This is a genomic window from Mycobacterium sp. NPDC004974 (genome assembly GCF_053600815.1).
In genome coordinates this window covers 185173-199266 of sequence record NZ_JBSGAQ010000013.1, presented here as the reverse complement: position 1 = coordinate 199266, position 14094 = coordinate 185173, and the positions used below count along the sequence as shown (strand labels likewise).

The window sequence follows — 14094 nt, the reverse complement described above, 5'->3', positions numbered from 1 at the left end:
GCCGGCAACGGACCCTCACGGAACGCTTGGCGTCATGGCGCGTCGGGGACCGCGGCCGAGGCTCGAGAATTTCCGCCACCACGTTACGTACGCGGAACTGTGGGACGGCTCGCCGAGCCTGGGCTAGCTGTAGATCGGCTGCCCGTCGGCGCCCAGCCGGTATTCCTCGGTGCCCGCGTCGACGCGCGCGGCATCCGCGCCCAATGCGACAGCGACCTTGTTGCACGCGTTGCGCATCACGTCGAGGGTCAACTCGATCGCCTCGTCCGGCGAAAAGTGTTGACGTAGTTCGTCACCGGACACCTGGGACGGGGTCCAGATGAGTGCGTCGACATAGCGCAGCGCGGCTTTGTGTCGATCGGACAGGTCCGAGTTCTCGAAGTCGTCGATACCGTCGTAGTCGGACTCGGTGGCCCCGGCCTCCAGCGCCGCGGACTCCCGTAGCGACTTGCACAGCCGGCAGTTGTGCTGGCGGGCCCCGCGCAGCCGCACGATCTCGGAGGTCACCGGGTCCAGTTCGCGCATCCGGCCGACAGCGGGAACGAAGGTGTCCAGCACATAGTCCGCCGGATTGGTGTCGTGGTCCCAGTCGACGGGGCCGGCAGGCCAGTCCACGCCCAGGGCGGTCAGCCCGGCGCGCATCCGCGGCACGAAGTCCGCCACATAGATCAGCGTCGTCACCGTGAACACGTCACGCCCGAGAAGATCGGAGAACGCAGCCCGATGCGCGTTGTTGATGCCGGTGACGTCGGTACTGAACTGCTCGGCGAATTCGGTCACCATCGGGTCGACGGCGCCGCCGCGGGTCTCGGCCGGCAGCGGCGGCAACCCCAGCGTCGAGGCACAAACCTCACGCACCGCGGCATTGATAGCGCCCAGCCTCGGCGGCGATACCGCGACCAGACCCGTCAACTCAGTGAGCACATCGGCAGACACACCGGCAGTATCCATCAACACCGGCGCAGTTGTGCGATTACCCGGGCTCCGGTTCCAACACCTCCAGACCGGAGGCGTAACTCTCCTTGACCACGTCCAGATGGACCCAGCTGTCGACGACACCGACGCCGGGCAATGCACGCACGGCATCGAGGATCTCGACCAACTGCGCGGCCGAGAACGCCCGCACCGTGACCAACAGGTCAAACCGGCCCAGCGTGCGGGCCACGAAGATCACCGATCGCATCCCCAGCAGCGCCGACACCACTTCGCCCCCCGCTCCGGTCAGCCGGATACCGAGCCCGAGCGCGCTCTGGCGGTCCTGCCCGGAATGCCGGACCACCGCACCGATGCGCACCACCTGCGATTCGACCAACCGGACCACCCGCCGTCGCGCTCCCGCGGGTGAAAGTCCCACCGTCTCGGCCAGATCCACGTAGGAGGCCCGTCCGTCATCCTGAAGCGCACGCAGCAGGGCCAGATCCAGATCATCCACCTCGACGCTGACATCACCGACCGGACCGACGACGTCACGCAGCACCTCGACGTAGGTGAGCGTGTCGACACCCACGACGCCTGCCATCGCGCGCAACTCGGCGATCACGCCGTCGATGTCCCGGATCGATCCGACCCGCACCTCGGCGATCAACCCGTACGCACCGCTCGTCAGCGACAGGAACGCGACGTCGACGCGCTGCGCCAGCACCCTCGCGATCCGCGCCACCGGTCCGTCGACCATCACGCTGACGTGGGCCAGGGCTCCCCGACCGAGCACCGCCGGATGCACGACACCGCGTATCACCACCTGCCCGCCGTCGATGAGGCGCTGCGTCCGGGCCGCCGCCGCCGATCGTGACAAGCCCACGCGCTGGGCGATATCGCGGTGAGTCAGCCGCCCGTCACCCTCGAGGAGGCTGATGATCGCCTCGTCCACCTCGTCCAACTGGGCACCGCCTGAAATCGGTCGGAAAAATTTTCCTCGCAATTCTACCGGCAGAAAGATCGCCTGATCCATCAGATGCCGAGTCTTGTGCTCTAAACAACACGCGCTCCCGGCATATCAATACTTTTGACCCGGACGTCACGATCGAATCGATTGCATGTCCTGAACTGCGGGTTTACCGTAACGCACATCACATTGACCTCGGGCAAGGATCGTCACGGCCGCAAGTGACGACAGACCTGACCGCACCCCAACACAGAGGAAGTGACAGCATGACCGCCCCGATCGGCCCCGTCGACGCATCGAAGGTCCCGCGCTTCGCCGGCCCGGCCACCTTCGCCCGCCTGCCCCGTCTCGACCAGGTGACCAAAGCGGACGTGGTCGTGGCCGGGGTGCCCTTCGATTCCGGCGTCTCCTTCCGGCCCGGCGCCCGGTTCGGCCCGACTCACGTGCGCGAGTCCTCGCGCCTACTGCGCCCGTACAACCCCGCCATGGACGTGTCCCCGTTCGAGCTCATCCAGGTCGCCGATGCCGGCGATATCGCCGTGAATCCCTTCAACATCCACGAGGCGATCGAGACCATCGAGGGTGCCGCCCGCGACCTCACCTCCGACGGGACCAAGCTGGTGACCATCGGCGGTGACCACACCATCGCGCTGCCGTTGCTGCGCGCCGCCGCGGCCAAGCACGGCCCCGTCGCGCTGGTGCACTTCGATGCCCACCTGGACACCTGGGACACCTACTTCGGCGCCGAGTACACCCACGGCACGCCGTTCCGCCGCGCCGTGGAAGAGGGCATCCTCGACACCGAGGCGCTCTCACACGTCGGCACCCGCGGACCGCTGTACGGCAAGAAGGATCTCGAGGACGACCGTCGTTTCGGGTTCGGCATCGTCACCTCGTCCGACGTGTACTACCAAGGCGTGCGCGAGGTTGTCGACAAACTCCGCCAGCGCCTCGGTAACCGGCCCGTCTACGTGTCGATCGACATCGACGTGCTCGACCCGGCCCACGCTCCCGGCACCGGCACCCCCGAGGCCGGCGGTATGACCAGCCGCGAACTGCTGGAGATCCTGCGCGGGTTCCGCGGGCTGAACCTGGTGGGCGCCGACGTGGTCGAGGTCGCCCCGGCCTACGACCACGCCGAGATCACCGGTGTCGCAGCGTCACACGTCGCCTATGACCTGGTGTCCCTGCTGGCCTTGGGGCCCGATGCGTAACGGCGGCGACCTCGTCGTCGAAACCCTTACCGCGCTAGGTGTCTCGCACGTGTTCGGCATCCCCGGCCAGAACGCACTGGGCTTGTTCGACGCGATCCGGCGCAGTGACCTGACGTTCGTCAGTTCACGGGTGGAGAACAACTCGGCATTCGGCGCCGACGGCTACAGCAGGGTCACCGGCGAGGTCGGCGTGCTGTTCCTGTCCACCGGGCCCGGCGCATTGACCGCGCTCGGCGCGCTGCAGGAGGCCTACGCCACCGGGGTTCCGGTGCTGGTGATCGCCAGCCAGGTCCCGCGATCCGGCATGGGCCTGCGCCGCGGCATGCTGCACCAACTCGACGATCAGAAGGCCAGCGCGGTCAACGTCACCAAAAGCGTTGCCACCGTGCGCCACGCCGCCGAAATCCCCAGCCTCATCGCCGACGCCTACGCGTTGGCACGCTCAGCTCCGGCCGGGCCGACCTGGGTGGAGATCCCGCAGGACGTGCTGCTGGAGCCGACGACGGTGCCGCCGGTGGCGGCGCTCGATGTGACCCCGACGCACCGTGTCCCGCGCCGCGAACTGATCCAGGAGGCCGCGGCGCTGCTGAACTCCGCGCAGCGGCCGGTCATCTTGGCCGGCGGTGGCGTGCGTCGCTCCCCCGGCGGACCGGACACGTTGGTGGCATTGGCCGAAAAGCTGGGCGCCCCCGTGGTTTCCACGGTCGGCGGCAAAGGCGCCATCGACTTCGACCGCCCGCTGTCGGCCGCCTCGTGGATCGAGGACCGCTACACCACCGAGATGCTGGAGAACGCCGACGTGCTGCTGGCCGTCGGCACCGCGATGGGTGAGGTCACCAGTAACTACTTCACATTCGCCCCGAAGGGCCGGCTCATCCACATCGACGCCGAGGCGCGCGTGCTGGAGGCCAACCACCCCGCGCTCGCCATCCACGCCGACGCCGCGCAGGCCATGCGCGCGCTGACCGAGCTGGTCGAATCGCGCGACAACGCCGCGGGTGCTGCCCAGGCCGCCAACTTGCGGAAAGCTGTGCAGGACAGGCTCGCCGGACAGGATGTGGCCACCGAACTGCAGCTGATGGCCGACCTGCGGGCCGCAGTGCCAGCGGGCACCGACACCTTCTGGGACATGACGATCGCAGGCTACTGGGCCTGGTCGGTGTGGGACCCGCAAGGCGGTGGGTTCCATTCCGCCCAGGGCGCAGGGGGTTTGGGTTTCGCGTTCCCGGCCGCGCTGGCCGCGGCGATCGCCACCGGCGAGCGCACGTTCGCGGTGTCCGGTGACGGCGGCGGTATGTACTCCATTGCCGAACTGGCCACCGCCCGCCAGCATGACGCCAACGTCACCTGGCTAATCGTCGACGACGGCGGATACGGCATCCTCCGGGAGTACATGACTGCCGAGTTCGGCACCGCGACCGCCACCGAACTGGCCCGACCCGACTTCGCCCGCCTCGCGGCGAGTTTCGGGATCCCCGCGCACACCGCCACGCCCGACAACGTCGGCGAGATCGTGGCCGCCACATTCGACACCGACGGCCCGGCCGTGGTTGTCCTGCCCGCAGTGCTGAAGATGTTCGCTCCCACTCACCTCTGACCGAAGGAATCATCGTGGGCAAACCAGTCGATATCGCGATCGTCGTGATCTACCTCCTCGCGATGCTCGCCTTCGGGTTCTGGGGTAAGACCCGGACCAAGGACTCCGCTGACTTCCTGGTCGCGGGCCGGCGCCTCGGGCCCACGTTGTACACCGGCACCATGGCGGCCGTCGTGCTCGGCGGCGCCTCGACCGTCGGCGGCGTGGGTCTGGGCTACAAGTGGGGAATTTCGGGCATGTGGCTGGTGGTGGCGATCGCCATCGGCCTGCTGGCGCTGAGCCTGTTCTTCGCCGGACCGATTCAGCGCCTTCGGGTCTACACCGTCGCGCAGATGCTGAGCCTGCGCTACGGCGTCGACGCGACCTCGGCCTCCGGGGTGGTCATGGCCGCCTACACCCTGATGCTGTCGGTCACCTCGACCATCGCCTACGCGACGGTGTTCAACGTGCTGTTCGGCACGGGCAGAACGCTTTCGGTGATCATCGGCGGCGTTGTGGTGATGCTCTACTCCTCGATCGGTGGCATGTGGTCGATCACCCTGACCGACATGGTCCAGTTCGTCCTCAAGACCATCGGCGTGTTCTTCCTGCTGCTGCCGTTCACCTGGCACCGGGCCGGCGGCTTCGACGGCATCCGCGACCGTGCCGGTGACGCCGTATTCAGCCTCACCTCGATCGGGACCGACACCATCATCACGTTCTTCGTGGTCTACAGCTTCGGAATGCTGATCGGACAGGACATCTGGCAGCGGGTGTTCACCGCGCGTTCGCCGCAGGTCGCCCGGTGGGGCGGGACGACGGCCGCGATCTACTGCGTGTTCTACGGAATCGCCGGGGCGTTGATCGGCTTGGCCGCATCGACCTTCATGCCCGACGTCAAGGCCAAGGACGACGTGTACGCCCAGATCGCGGAAGCGATTCTGCCCGTGGGCATCAGCGGCATCGTGCTCGCCGCTGCCGTCGCGGCGATGATGTCGACCGCATCGGGCGCACTGATCGCGACCGCCACGGTGGCCCGCACCGACATCAAACCGATGCTGCTGCGGCTGGCCGGCATGAGCCCCGACAACCAGGACCACGCCGACAACCCAGAGGTGGACGTGCATTCCGACCGGCGCTACGTCGCGGTCCTCGGCGTCATCGTCATCGTCATCGCCGCGTTGCTCAACGACGTGGTCGGCGCTCTGACCATCGCCTACGACATCCTTGTCGGCGGGCTCCTGGTGCCGATTCTCGGCGGCTTCCTGTGGAAGCGCGCCACCGGTGCCGGCGCGTTGGCGGCAATGGCGGTCGGCACACTCGTCACGCTGGGCACCATGGCCGTCGTCGGCGACGTGCTGGCCAACGAGCCCATCTACTTCGGCCTGGTGTCCAGCCTGATCACGTACATCGTTGTCAGCCTGGCGACTCCACGCACTTCCGCGGAGGTGCTCCAGGTGTGGGACGACCGGCTCAACGGCCGCGAGCACTCCGACGCTCCCATGGCCACGTCATGAGCGCCCACACCACAGCCACCAACGCACTGGCCACCAAGACGTAGACCGGCCAGGGCCCCATCAGATCGAGCAACGACGCGGTCGCGGGTTTGGCGTTGAGGAAGCCATAGTTCGTTCCCGCAATACCGTTGAACGCCATGGTGACCCCGGCCCACACCACCGTCACCACCACCACGAGTCGATAGTCACGCCAATGGGGACGCATGCCGCGGCCCCAGGTCAAATAGATGGCCGCCCAGACCACCATCAGGTGAATCGACCAGAACGCCAGGAACTCGTAGTGCGGGAAATCCGGGCTCTTGAGCACCGGTGAGATCAGCGCCTGCGTGCTCAGCACCAGACCCCAGTAATAGGTGAGCACGAATGCCCAGTGCCGCTGCGACCACAGCGCGTAAGCGCCGACGACGGTCGCCAGATCGGTCAGTCGCAACGGCACGGACCGCTCGATCGACGGCGGGATGAGCGTGTAGGCGAGCATCGCGACGTATATCGCGGCTGTCAGCGCGCCCAGGATCCGGCCGAACACCCGTGACTGCCGTTCGTTCTGGCGCCGTCCGAGCCAGACCATCAGCACCGCCCCAACGACGAACACGGCGATCGCGGCCCAGTGCGACGGGCCGTAAACCGTGAATTGCCGTTGGGACAACAACATCGGCCTCCCTAGCTCATTGCGCCTGGCTCACCGAGGACATGTGGAAATCCGGGATCCGCAGCGTCGGCATAGACGCGCGGGTGGCCCAGTCACCCCACTCACGCGGCAGGGTAAACTCGCTGATGCCGGCCTCCGTGGCGCGCCGCAACAGGTCCAGCGGGCTCTCGTTGAACCGGAAGTTGTTCACCGCGGCGCTCACCTCGCCGTCCTCGACCAGGTACACGCCGTCACGGGTCAGCCCGGTCAGCAGCAGCACGGTCGGGTCCACTTCGCGGATGTACCACAGCGTGGTCAACAGCAGTCCACGTTCGGTGCCGGCGATCATATCGGCCAATTCGGTTGTGCCACCGGTCATCAGCAGATTGTCAGCGGGCACCGCAACAGGTGTGCCGTATTCGGCGGCCACGGCCCTTGGATAGGCCAGTGCGTTGACCACCCCGTCGCGGATCCAATCCACCCGGTCGATGTCCATGCCGTTGTCGAATATCGACACCCGCTCCGAGGAACTCGGTACCGCGACGAACGGTTGGCAGGCCAGCGCCTGCGCGAACGGGTCGGAGTACAGCGTCAATCCCAGATCGGTGAGCTGCTCCCCCACCCGGGTCCCGCCGGGTGCCGACAGCGCCGTACGTCCCTCCTGCGCGCCGCGGCCGTCCATCGCCCAGGTCAGATAGATCATCATGTCGGCCACGGTCGAGGGCGGCATCAGCGTCTCGTAGCGGCCGGCCGGCAGCTCGACCGTACGCTGCGCCCACCCCAGCTTCAGCGACAACTCGTCGAGCAGAGAATCCACCCGCACATCAGCGAAATCCGGGGTGCTCACCCCGGCCCAGGCGCTCGCCCCGTCCCGCTTGGCGTTGATCTCCACCGACCCGGTCGGCTGGGTGTAGCGCCGGCGCAGGCCGGTTGAGGTGGCCAGGAACGTCGTCTCCATGACGTGGCGGGCATATCCGTAGAGCTGGTCGGAACCGGCGAACCCCTTGGCCAGATCATCGGCGATGCCGGTGAACACCTGCGCACCGGTGCCCGCGACCGGTGCATCCCAGTCGGCCGGCACCCCGGTGCCCGGCAACGGCGGTGCGGCATCGCGCGCCGCGGGCGACGCCACCGCGGCCCGTTGGGCGGCAGCCACCAGTTCCGGGATCACCGCCGGGTCCACTTCGGTGGAGCGCACCGACCCGACATGTGCCTTGTCACCGCGGCGCACGATCGAGATCACCGCGATGGTACGGCTGACCGTCTCACCATTGGTGGTCATCGAGTTGCCCGCCCACCGCAGCGATGCGTCGGCCCGGTCGGTGACCAGCACGATGGTTTCCGTGCCAGGATCTGCTGCGCCCAAAGCGATGTCGACGACCTGCTGCGCGCCGATCATCGGCCGCCCTCCGTCCGGGTGTTCAGTACGTTGATGCCGCGGAACAGGGCGCTCGGGCAGCCGTGGCTGACCGGTGCCACCTGCCCGGGCTGGGCCTTGCCGCAGTTGAACGCGCCGCCGAGGCGCCAGGTGGACGGCCCGCCGACCGCCTCCATCGCACCCCAGAAATCGGTGGTGGTGGCCTGGTAAGCCACGTCTCGGAGCTGACCGTCCAGCCTGCCGTCGCGGATCCGATAGAACCGCTGACCGGTGAACTGGAAGTTGTACCGCTGCATGTCAATCGACCATGACTTGTCGCCGACGACGTAGATGCCGTCGGACACCCGCGAGATCAGGTCTTGCGTGCTCAGGTCCTCCGGACCGGGCCGCAGTGACACATTGGCCATCCGCTGGATCGGGACATGGTGTGGCGAGTCGGCATACGAGCAGCCGTTGGAACGAGCCTGCCCGAGACGCGGGGCGAACACCCGGTCCAGCTGGTAGCCGACGAAGACGCCGTCCCGCACCAGGTCCCAGCTCTGCGACCGCACTCCCTCGTCATCGAAACCGACGGTGGCCAAGCCGAATTCCACCGTGCGGTCGGCGGTCACGTTCATCACCGGCGAGCCGTAGCGCATGCTGCCGAGCTTGTCCGGAGTGGCGAACGACGTCCCGGCGTAGGCCGCCTCGTAGCCGATCGCCCGGTCGTATTCGGTGGCGTGCCCGATTGATTCGTGAATCGTCAGCCACAGGTTGGACGGGTCGATCACCAGGTCGGTGGGGCCCGCGACAACCGAAGGCGCCTTGGTCTTCTCGGCGAGCAAGGTAGGCAACTCTGCCAGCTCGGACGTCCAGTCCCACACGTCGTCACCGGCCAGTGCTTCCCAGCCCCGCGCCGTCGGCGGGGCCAACGTGCGCATGGTCTCGAATGACCCGGCGGCCGAGTCGACTGCCACCGCCTCCATCGTCGGCATCACCCGCACCCGCTGTTGGGTGATCGAGGATCCGAACGTATCGGCGTAGAAAGTCTGCTCCTTGACCGCATGCACTCCCGCCGACACATGGTTCACGCCGTCGGCGGCCAGTAACCGGCCGGAATATTCGCCGAGCAGACCGATCTTGTCGGCGGCGGGGACGACGAAGGGGTCGACGCCATAGTTCGACACCCAGGTCACGTCGGTGTAGACCGGTTCGCCGGCCAATTCGATGCGCTCGGCGTTCAACGACGCCAGCGTCGTGGCCACCTGCACTGCGCGACGCGCCGTCTCGGCGGCCACCTCGGGCGCCAGCTCGGCGTGGGAGGCGAATCCCCACGCGCCGTCCACGATCACCCGCACCGCCAGGCCGACTTCGCGGTTGACCACGGACATCTCCAACTCACCGTCGCGCAATTGGATGATCTCGGTGGTGATGCGGTGAATCCGCAGGTCGGCGTAGCTGGCGCCGGCGGCGGCTGCCGCGGACAGTGCCGCGTCAGCCAACTCGAACCGGGGCAGCTCCAGAAAATCGGCGTCCACGCGTCGTTGAGCTGTCACGCCCCCACGGTAGCGGCGCCGCGGGGCGACTTGGTTCAGGTGGGAGCAGCGCGGCTCATCCAGGCCTCGACATCACGGTGGCGCGTGAAGCGGACGACGTGCAGATGGGGCACCTGCGATCCCAGCGCAGGGACGGTGTCGCGGAGGTTGTTTCGGGTGCGAAAGCCCCAGCGCAAGATGTGGTCCGGGTCAGTGAAAATTGTGCGCAGCGGCGGTTCGATATTGCCGTTCCACAACTCGACGCGGCCGACGCGTCTGCGAAGGGTGCGACGCGTCAACTGGCGCAGGGCCACCGCGGTCGGTAGGTCAAGCCACAGCAGCGTGTCCGCGCGCGCCACGATTTGGCTGCGCACGGCGCGGTACTGCCATTCGATCACCCAGGAATCCCCCGCGGTGAACTGCTCGACGTCGCAGATGAACGTGGGTCGGGGTTCCCACCCGGGTCCGTGATAGAGGCTGTCGATCTCGACGTACGGAAGGTCGAATTCGTGCGACAGTCGCGTCGCAAGGGTTGTCTTGCCCGACCCCGTTACCCCGGCGACGGCGATGCGCCGCGGCTCCCAGGTCACTGGATCTTGAGCCGTCAACACCCGACCGATCGTAGCGAGGCCTACCGTGAGGACATGGCAGAGCTCAGCAGGCGGACAGTCCTGGGTGGTGCGGCAGTGGCCGCCGGCGCGGCCGCGGTCGGATTCGGCGGCTATGAACTACTGGGCAGACGCGGCCCAGGCACGGCCGGCCAGCCCAACATCCTCGTCGTCATCGTTGACCAGATGCGGGCGCCGCAGTGGTTCCCCGATACACAGCAGCTCGGCGCACTGCTGCCCAACCTCGACCGGCTGCGGTCCCGCAGCACCACGTTCGGTTCGCACTACAGCGCGTCGAACATGTGCACGCCGTCGCGCGGGGTGCTGACCACCGGGCTGTACTCCCATCAGACCGGGTGCCTGTACACCGGTGAAGGCCCCACCGAGTCGACGCTGGCGGCCCGGTTCCCGACCTGGGGGACGATGCTGCGCGACGCCGGCTACCGCACCTGGTGGTGGGGCAAGTGGCACCTGGGCAGCGTGGCCGACAACACCCCCGACGGCCTGGACGTCCACGGCTTCTCCGGCGGCACCTACCCGTCCCCCAACGGCGCACCGAACCAGGGCCTGCAGCAGGACCCGTCGATCGTCGATCAGTTCACCGGATGGTTCGACGCCCATGCCGGCGAGGGCCCGTGGTGCACCACCGTGTCGCTGGTCAACCCGCACGATATCTGCTGGTGGCCGAAAAACCCTCTGCCGGAAGATGTTCCGCACTGGTTCAACGCCAAGCCGGTGAACTTCGAGACCGCCGAGGACCTGCGGCTCCGCGGCAAGCCTCAGCTGCAGATCGACTACATGAACTTCACGTCACCGCTGATGACCGGCGCGATGGACTACACCGGACCAGAGGCAGCCGCGCAGTGGGCGCGGTGCCTCGACATGTACCTGTGGCTGCATCAGCAGGTGGACGCTCAGATCGGCCGGGTGCTCGACACCCTCGCGGCCCGGCCGGAGATCGACGACAACACCGTTGTCGTGTTCACCTCCGACCACGGCGAGTACGCCGGGTCGCACGGCTTGCGCGGCAAAGGCGCAGCGGTCTACGAGGAGAGCATCCGGGTGCCGCTCTACATCCGTGACCCGTCAGGCCGCCTGACACCTGCACCCGGTGACACCCGCACCCAGCTGACTTCCAGCGCCGACCTGGCCCCACTCCTGCTGAGCATCGCGCACGGCGGCTCGGGCTGGCGCACGGACTCTCGCTACTCCTACCTGGGGAGCCGCGCCGACATCGCCGACATCGCTGCCAACGCCACGGCCCCGGGCCGACCGTGGATCGCGCATGCCACCGACGACATGTCCGTGGAGGAAATGGCCGCGCTGCTGAAATCCCCTATCGCGCAGAAGATATTCGGCGCTGCCGGCCCACCGACGAACATCCCGACATCGGCGCCCAGCCACATCGTGGCCGTGCGTACCCCGGAAGCCAAGCTCGGCATGTACACGTACTGGAAGCCCGGCAGCATGGATATCGACACCTCGCGGCCCATCCATCACGAGTTGTACGACTATGCAACCGATTCCGGCGTCCAGGAGCTCGACAACCAGGCCGGCCGCAGCGCCAAGCAGGCCGACCTGCAGGCATTGCTCGACCACGAGGTGCTGCCCGAACTGCGAGCCCGGCTGCCGCACTTCCTCGATGAGGCGCAGGAGCAGGGGTTGGCGAACATGAGGGAACTCGCGACGCTTCGCGGAGGCTGAGCCGACCAAATCAGCACGAGGCTGAGCCGACCAAGCCAGCACGGAGGCTGAGCCGACCCGACAGGCACGGACGCTGAAATCACCTCCCGGCGGCGCCCGACGTACTAGCGTCCTTGCGACAAGTCGTTGGTTCGCTAGGAGGTTGGCGTCATGCGCGTGTTGGTCACCGGCGGTACCGGATTTGTGGGCGGGTGGAGCGCGAAAGCGATTGCCGACGCCGGTCATTCCGTCCGCTTTCTGGTGCGCAATCCGGACCGGCTGCAGACCAGCGTCGCCAAGCTCGGGGTCGATGTCTCCGACTACGCCGTCGGAGACATCACCGACCGCGACTCGGTCATGGGCGCACTCGAGGGCTGCGATGCCGTCCTGCACAGTGCGGCGCTCGTCGCCACCGATCCGAGCCAGACCGCCCAGATGATGAGCACCAACATGGATGGTGCTCGGAACGTGCTCGGCGGCGCCGCAGAACTGGGCCTCGATCCGATCATTCACGTTTCGAGCATCACCGCGCTGTTCAATCCCGACGTGGAGACACTGGATGCGGACCTGCCGGTGTTCGGCGGGACCGACGGCTATGGACGGTCCAAGGCCCAGGTCGAGATCTACGCCCGCGGAATGCAGGACGCGGGCGCGCCGGTGAACATCACCTATCCCGGCATGGTCATGGGTCCGCCGGTCGGCAACCAGTTCGGCGAAGCCGGCGAGGGCGTCGCCGCCGCACTTCAACTCGGAGCGATCCCCGGCCGCAGCGCGGCCTGGACCATCGTCGACGGTCGCGACCTGGCCGCCCTGCATGTCGCGCTTCTGGAGCCCGGACGCGGACCCCGCCGGTATATGGCGGGCGGACATCGCATTCCGGTGGACCAGCTGGCCAAACTACTCACCGAGGTCGGCGACAAGACGATGTTCGCCGTCCCGGTTCCCGACACGGTGCTCCGCGTCGCCGGACAGGTGCTCGACCGAATGGGTCCGTTCTTGCCGTTCCAGACACCGTTCACCGAAGCCGGGATGCAGTACTACACGCAGATGCCGGCATCCGACGACTCACCGAGTGAGCGCGATCTCGGCATCACCTACCGGGATCCACGAATCACGCTGGCCGACACCGTCGCCGGATTTCGAGAGCTCGACGGCTGACAAAGCAACGGCCGGAAGCGGTCCGATGGGACCCACTTCCGGCCGTCGGCCTGTTCGGTTGGTGTCAGTTACCGGTGACCTCGCCCGCGGTCTGCACCAGGGGCGCCGAGGGTGCCGCACCGCCGAGCTGGCGAGCCGCGAAATCAGCTGCCTGGATTGCCATCCCGTTGTCCTTGTAGGAGCTGTGGGCGGCGCGGTTCAGACCCCCGGGGAAGCAGATGGGATCGCCTGGTGCACACATCTGGATAGTCTTGGCCACATAGGGCTGGCCGATGGCGATGGGCGGTGCGCTGCGGTCCGCCAAGCCCAGAACCCACTCGTCAGGCGTCCCGAACAAGGCCACAGCCGCGACATGCGAGGCGACCGATGCAGGCATCGGGCCGCTGATCCCGGCGGGCAGCACGAATCCGGCGGGCACGCTGCCGGCGGTGGTGTAACCGGCCACCGCGGCGCCCTGTGAGTAACCACCGAGCACGATCTTGGTCGCCGGGCAGTTCGCCGCGACCGACTGGATCCGGTTGCTGGCATCGGCGACGCCGTCGGCAGCCTGGCCGAAGTTCAGCGATGCGGGATAGTTCACCCCGTAGACGTCGACCGTCTTGCCGGGCAAGTCGGCGCTGAGTGCGTCGACGAACGCCTGCCCGGTTGCTCCCACACCGGGCGCTTCGTTGGTCCCCCGGGCGAACACGACCTCGACGTCGGCACACCCGTCGTCGGCATTGGCCGAGGCGATCGGGCCTGCCAGCGAGCCAAGGACCAGGGCGGCCGCAGCAAGCACGGTGAAGAGCATGGCCTGTGCCACCCTCGTGATCGAAACGCCCGTTTGGGCACGCTGCGGTGTGCTCATGAGTTGGCCCCCAGTCCGTCTGTCGTTGTTACTTGCTACAAGCGCGAAGCCGGGATTCCGATTCCGAAGCGGTCAAGTGATGTACG

General features: G+C 67.4%; 12 protein-coding genes. 5 read left to right on the top strand and 7 right to left on the bottom strand.

The features are described from left to right. Positions 1 to 123: 123 nt before the first annotated feature. Both ACWEFV_RS25395 and ACWEFV_RS25390 read right to left on the bottom strand, forming a co-directional pair. Positions 124 to 951: a carboxymuconolactone decarboxylase family protein gene (locus ACWEFV_RS25395; RefSeq protein WP_450072214.1), complete on the bottom strand. Its 828-nt coding sequence runs from the start codon at positions 949 to 951 to the stop codon at positions 124 to 126. A gap of 22 nt (positions 952 to 973) precedes the next feature. After that, positions 974 to 1879: an Lrp/AsnC family transcriptional regulator gene (locus ACWEFV_RS25390; RefSeq protein WP_450072206.1), complete on the bottom strand. Its 906-nt coding sequence runs from the start codon at positions 1877 to 1879 to the stop codon at positions 974 to 976. A gap of 272 nt (positions 1880 to 2151) precedes the next feature. Between ACWEFV_RS25390 and speB the strand changes: the two genes are divergently transcribed. From speB to ACWEFV_RS25375, 3 genes are read left to right on the top strand one after another with little or no spacing between them, the layout of a single operon-like run. Beyond that, entirely contained in the window at positions 2152 to 3099 is a 948-nt protein-coding gene (gene speB, locus ACWEFV_RS25385) for an agmatinase (RefSeq protein ID WP_135456052.1), read from the top strand. Next, a complete protein-coding gene (locus tag ACWEFV_RS25380; protein ID WP_450072205.1) occupies positions 3092 to 4696 on the top strand; it encodes a thiamine pyrophosphate-binding protein in 1605 nt (534 codons plus the stop codon). The genes speB and ACWEFV_RS25380 overlap by 8 nt, the downstream gene beginning before the upstream one ends. A gap of 14 nt (positions 4697 to 4710) precedes the next feature. Beyond that, on the top strand, positions 4711 to 6192 hold the full coding sequence (locus ACWEFV_RS25375; RefSeq protein WP_450072204.1) for a sodium:solute symporter: 1482 nt from the start codon (positions 4711 to 4713) through the stop codon (positions 6190 to 6192). Here ACWEFV_RS25375 and ACWEFV_RS25370 read toward each other — a convergent pair. From ACWEFV_RS25370 to ACWEFV_RS25355, 4 genes are read right to left on the bottom strand one after another with little or no spacing between them, the layout of a single operon-like run. Next, positions 6149 to 6844, bottom strand: coding sequence for a YwaF family protein (locus ACWEFV_RS25370; RefSeq protein ID WP_450072203.1), 696 nt, complete (start codon positions 6842 to 6844; stop codon positions 6149 to 6151). The genes ACWEFV_RS25375 and ACWEFV_RS25370 overlap by 44 nt on opposite strands. Positions 6845 to 6857: 13 nt before the next feature. Then, positions 6858 to 8219, bottom strand: coding sequence for a metallopeptidase TldD-related protein (locus ACWEFV_RS25365; RefSeq protein WP_450072202.1), 1362 nt, complete (start codon positions 8217 to 8219; stop codon positions 6858 to 6860). Further along, on the bottom strand, positions 8216 to 9733 hold the full coding sequence (locus ACWEFV_RS25360; protein WP_450072201.1) for a TldD/PmbA family protein: 1518 nt from the start codon (positions 9731 to 9733) through the stop codon (positions 8216 to 8218). Before ACWEFV_RS25360 ends, ACWEFV_RS25365 begins: the two co-directional genes overlap by 4 nt. A 35-nt stretch (positions 9734 to 9768) precedes the next feature. Further along, a complete protein-coding gene (locus ACWEFV_RS25355; protein ID WP_450072200.1) occupies positions 9769 to 10323 on the bottom strand; it encodes an AAA family ATPase in 555 nt (184 codons plus the stop codon). 33 nt (positions 10324 to 10356) lie between these two features. Between ACWEFV_RS25355 and ACWEFV_RS25350 the strand changes: the two genes are divergently transcribed. Beyond that, on the top strand, positions 10357 to 12024 hold the full coding sequence (locus tag ACWEFV_RS25350; protein ID WP_450072199.1) for a sulfatase-like hydrolase/transferase: 1668 nt from the start codon (positions 10357 to 10359) through the stop codon (positions 12022 to 12024). Between the two features lie 150 nt (positions 12025 to 12174). Further along, a complete protein-coding gene (locus ACWEFV_RS25345) occupies positions 12175 to 13161 on the top strand; it encodes an NAD-dependent epimerase/dehydratase family protein (RefSeq protein WP_450072198.1) in 987 nt (328 codons plus the stop codon). Between the two features lie 64 nt (positions 13162 to 13225). Here ACWEFV_RS25345 and ACWEFV_RS25340 read toward each other — a convergent pair whose 3' ends face one another. Continuing rightward, positions 13226 to 14008 (bottom strand): cutinase family protein, encoded by a 783-nt coding sequence (locus ACWEFV_RS25340; protein WP_450072197.1) that lies wholly within the window; start codon positions 14006 to 14008, stop codon positions 13226 to 13228. Between the last annotated feature and the right edge of the window lie 86 nt (positions 14009 to 14094).

What these genes read in the sequence shown, in the direction of transcription:
- ACWEFV_RS25380 (WP_450072205.1), top strand. Translation starts at nt 3,092, where the DNA reads ATGCGTAACGGCGGCGACCTCGTCGTCGAAACCCTTACCGCGCTAGGT.
- ACWEFV_RS25340 (WP_450072197.1), bottom strand. Translation starts at nt 14,008, where the DNA reads ATGAGCACACCGCAGCGTGCCCAAACGGGCGTTTCGATCACGAGGGTG.
- ACWEFV_RS25365 (WP_450072202.1), bottom strand. Translation starts at nt 8,219, where the DNA reads ATGATCGGCGCGCAGCAGGTCGTCGACATCGCTTTGGGCGCAGCAGAT.
- ACWEFV_RS25395 (WP_450072214.1), bottom strand. Translation starts at nt 951, where the DNA reads ATGGATACTGCCGGTGTGTCTGCCGATGTGCTCACTGAGTTGACGGGT.
- speB (WP_135456052.1), top strand. Translation starts at nt 2,152, where the DNA reads ATGACCGCCCCGATCGGCCCCGTCGACGCATCGAAGGTCCCGCGCTTC.
- ACWEFV_RS25370 (WP_450072203.1), bottom strand. Translation starts at nt 6,844, where the DNA reads ATGTTGTTGTCCCAACGGCAATTCACGGTTTACGGCCCGTCGCACTGG.
- ACWEFV_RS25345 (WP_450072198.1), top strand. Translation starts at nt 12,175, where the DNA reads ATGCGCGTGTTGGTCACCGGCGGTACCGGATTTGTGGGCGGGTGGAGC.
- ACWEFV_RS25350 (WP_450072199.1), top strand. Translation starts at nt 10,357, where the DNA reads ATGGCAGAGCTCAGCAGGCGGACAGTCCTGGGTGGTGCGGCAGTGGCC.